The 3,350-nt window shown below is 59.9% G+C and carries 2 protein-coding genes and 1 pseudogene; all 3 read left to right on the top strand.

What is annotated here, in order from left to right; all coding sequences use genetic code 11:
• Positions 1–2,593: valine--tRNA ligase (locus VEZ52_RS07640; protein WP_324836297.1), on the top strand; the 2,593-nt coding region annotated here is incomplete at its 5' end.
• A 121-nt stretch (positions 2,594–2,714) separates the two neighbouring features.
• Positions 2,715–3,059 (top strand): DMT family transporter, encoded by a 345-nt coding sequence (locus VEZ52_RS07635; RefSeq protein WP_324836296.1) that lies wholly within the window; start codon positions 2,715–2,717, stop codon positions 3,057–3,059.
• Positions 3,060–3,243: 184 nt separating this feature from the next.
• A pseudogene (locus tag VEZ52_RS07630) lies at positions 3,244–3,350 on the top strand (30S ribosomal protein S12); the annotation flags it as partial.

The raw sequence follows: 3,350 nt of genomic DNA, 5'->3' as shown, positions 1-3,350 counted from the left end.
TGACAAAACCTTTACGCCCGATCCGGACGCTCCCGGCGAGCCGTATTCCATTGTCATTCCGCCGCCCAACGTCACGGGCGCGCTGCACATAGGGCATGCGCTCAACCATACACTTATTGACGTGCTCTGCCGTCACGCCCGTCAGAAGGGCAAGAACGTGCTCTGGGTGCCCGGCACCGACCACGCGGGCATTGCCACGCAGAACGTAGTGGAACGCGCCCTGGCCAAGGAAGGCAAGAGCCGCAAGGATCTTGGCCGCGAAGCCTTTATCGACCGGGTGTGGGAATGGCGTGATGAATACGGCCACCGCATTCTTGATCAGGCGCGCGCCCTTGGCGATTCCGTAGACTGGACGCGTCTGCGTTTTACCATGGATGAAGGCCTCTCCGCCGCCGTGCGCAAGGTTTTTGTGCAGCTCTACAATGAAGGGCTGATCTACAAGGGCGACTACATCATCAATTGGTGCTCGCGCTGCCACACGGCTCTTGCCGATGACGAAGTGGAACACGAGCAGAGCAGGGGCAAGTTGTGGAAGGTGCGCTATCTGCTGGCCGACGGCAGCGGGCACATTACCATTGCCACCACCCGGCCCGAGACCATCCCCGGCGACACCGCCATCTGCGTGCATCCCGAAGATGAGCGCTACACCGCCCTCATAGGCAAAAAGGCCGTGGTTCCCGTGCTTGGGCGCGAGATCCCCATTATCGCCGATGCCTATGTTGACCGCGAATTCGGCACAGGCGCGCTCAAGGTGACGCCCTGCCACGACCATAACGACTGGATGCTGGGCAAGAAGCACGAACTCGTCTTTCTCAAGGCCATTGACGAAAACGGCGTCATGACTGCCGAGGCCGGGGCCTACGCGGGCCTTGCCAAGGAAGAGTGCCGTACCCGCATCGTGGCTGATATCGAAGCCGCCGGGCAGCTTGAGGGCATTGAGGAAATCGACCACGCCGTGGGCCATTGCTATCGCTGTCATACGGTGGTTGAACCGCACGTTTCCACGCAGTGGTTTGTGGCCGCCACCAAGATGGCCCCTGCCGCGCGCGACGCCGTGCCCGGCATGACCAAGATTTTTCCCGAAACATGGCTCAAGACCTACTATCACTGGCTTGATAACATCCGCGACTGGTGCATCAGCCGTCAGATCTGGTGGGGGCACCGCATTCCGGCGTGGAACTGCGAATCGTGCGGCGAGCTGGTGGTGGCAGAAGATGCCCCCGCAGTCTGCCCCAAGTGCGGCGGCGCGCTGAAGCAGGAAGAAGACGTGCTGGACACGTGGTTCTCCTCCGCGCTGTGGCCCTTCTCCACCATGGGCTGGCCTGAAGACACCAAGGATCTGCGCCGCTGGTATCCCACATCGGTGCTGGTGACGGGCTTTGACATCCTGTTCTTCTGGGTGGCCCGGATGATGATGATGGGCATCCACTTTATGGGCGAAGTGCCGTTCAAGGACGTGTACCTGCACGCACTGGTGCGCGATGCCTCGGGCCGCAAAATGTCCAAATCCACGGGCAACGTCATTGACCCGCTGGCAATGATCGACAAATACGGCTGCGATGCCCTGCGCTTTACCCTGACGGCCTTTGCCGCCATGGGGCGCGACATCCGTCTTTCCGAAGAGCGCATCGAGGGCTACCGCCATTTTGTGAACAAGCTCTGGAACGCGGCCCGCTTCGCCCTCATGAATCTGCCGGAAGAAGCCCCGGCTCCTGTGGCGCCCGAGACTGTTCCCGGTCTGCACCATCAGTGGCTGCTGCATCGCCTTGAAGTGGTCAAGCAGGATATGGACAAGGCTCTGGCCGACTACCGCTTCAACGATGCTGCCCAGCTGGGCTACAAGTTCCTGTGGAATGAGTTCTGCGACTGGTATCTTGAGCTTATCAAGCCCGACATGCAGTCTGAAGACCCCAAGCGCAAAGCGGAGGCCCAGTATGTGCTGTGGCTGGCCCTGCGCGAGCTGTTGGTGCTGCTGCACCCCATTGTGCCCTTTGTGACCGCCGAAATATGGGCCGCGCTGCCCGTGGAGGCGGGGGCAAAGCCCACAGACATCGCCCGCGAGCTGTATCCCGCAGCGCGCCCGGCCTGCCTGCGGCCTGCCGAAGGCGGGCGCATGGAGCTGATTCAGGGTATTATTGTGGCTGTGCGTACCATCAAGGCCGAGCTTGGCATCAGCCCCAGCCACAAGGTCAGCCTTATGCTGCACCCTGTGGACGCGGCCCAGGCCGAACTGCTCCAGGCCAACAGCCAGTGCATGACCACCCTGGCGCGGCTTGAAACCATCACCATTGGCGCGGACGTACATGCGCCCAAGGCCTCGGCATCTGCGGTAGTGGAAGGCTGCCAGGTTATCGTGCCCCTCAAGGGCGCAGTCGACCTGAACGGTGAGCTGGCGCGTCTGGACAAGGAAATCACCAAGCTTGAAAAAGACGTGGTGGGCGTGAACATGAAGCTGAGCAACGAAAGCTTTGTGAGCCGCGCCCCTGCGGAGGTAGTAGCCCGGGAGCGTGAACGCGCCGAAAAGCTGCTGGACGCCAAGGAAAAAATGCAGGCCCTGCGCGCCCGCTTTGCCGAGGCCCTGAACGAAGAGTAATCGTCTGTAACCCTCAAGGGTTGCTGTTTTTATACGCGGCGCGGACGGCGGGCAGTGGCCTGTCGTCCGCGCCGCAGTTCCTGTGGGTGGCGTTCTGCCCTGATATACAAAAGAGGTTGGTATGACTCCTGCCGCAATGGCATATGTTCAGCTCGGAGCGGCCATTCTGGTCGAGGTGGGTGCCACGGCCTGCCTCAAGCATTCAGAGGGCATGAGCCGTCTCTTGCCCACTCTTGCATCGCTGCTCGGCTACGGCATTTCATTCTTCTTGCTTTCCAAGGTGCTCAATGTGGTGCCCATGGGCATATCATACGGCATCTGGAGCGGCATTGGCATTGTGCTGGTTTCGCTTCTGGGACTGCTGGTTTTTGGGCAGAAGCTTGACCTTGCCGCCTGCCTCGGCCTTGGGCTGATTGTGCTTGGCGTGCTTGTCATACATTTTTTTTCAGGCTCCATGCCCCATTAAAATAAAGTTGTGTTGATCGCCAGTGCGCTAACAGCTTGATTTTTTGTCAGGCTCTGGTATAAAAATAATTTTTTTGTGCGCGCTTCCGCCGAGGGAGGCCTATTGACAGGCTTCGGCGGAAACGCTATGTCCTGTCGTTCAAAAAGCTCATTTTTGAGCGCAATATCCCATATGGAGGGAAATAATGCCCACGATTAACCAGCTTATCCGCATCGAGCGGAAGGCCGTGGTGAAGCGCAAGAAGACCCCCGCCCTGCAGGCTTGCCCGCAGCGCCGTGGCGTTTGCACCCG

It is taken from the genome of Desulfovibrio sp. (genome assembly GCF_035644575.1).
In the GTDB taxonomy this organism is placed as follows: Bacteria; Desulfobacterota; Desulfovibrionia; order Desulfovibrionales; family Desulfovibrionaceae; genus Desulfovibrio.
This window is presented reverse-complemented; position numbering and strand designations above follow the sequence as displayed.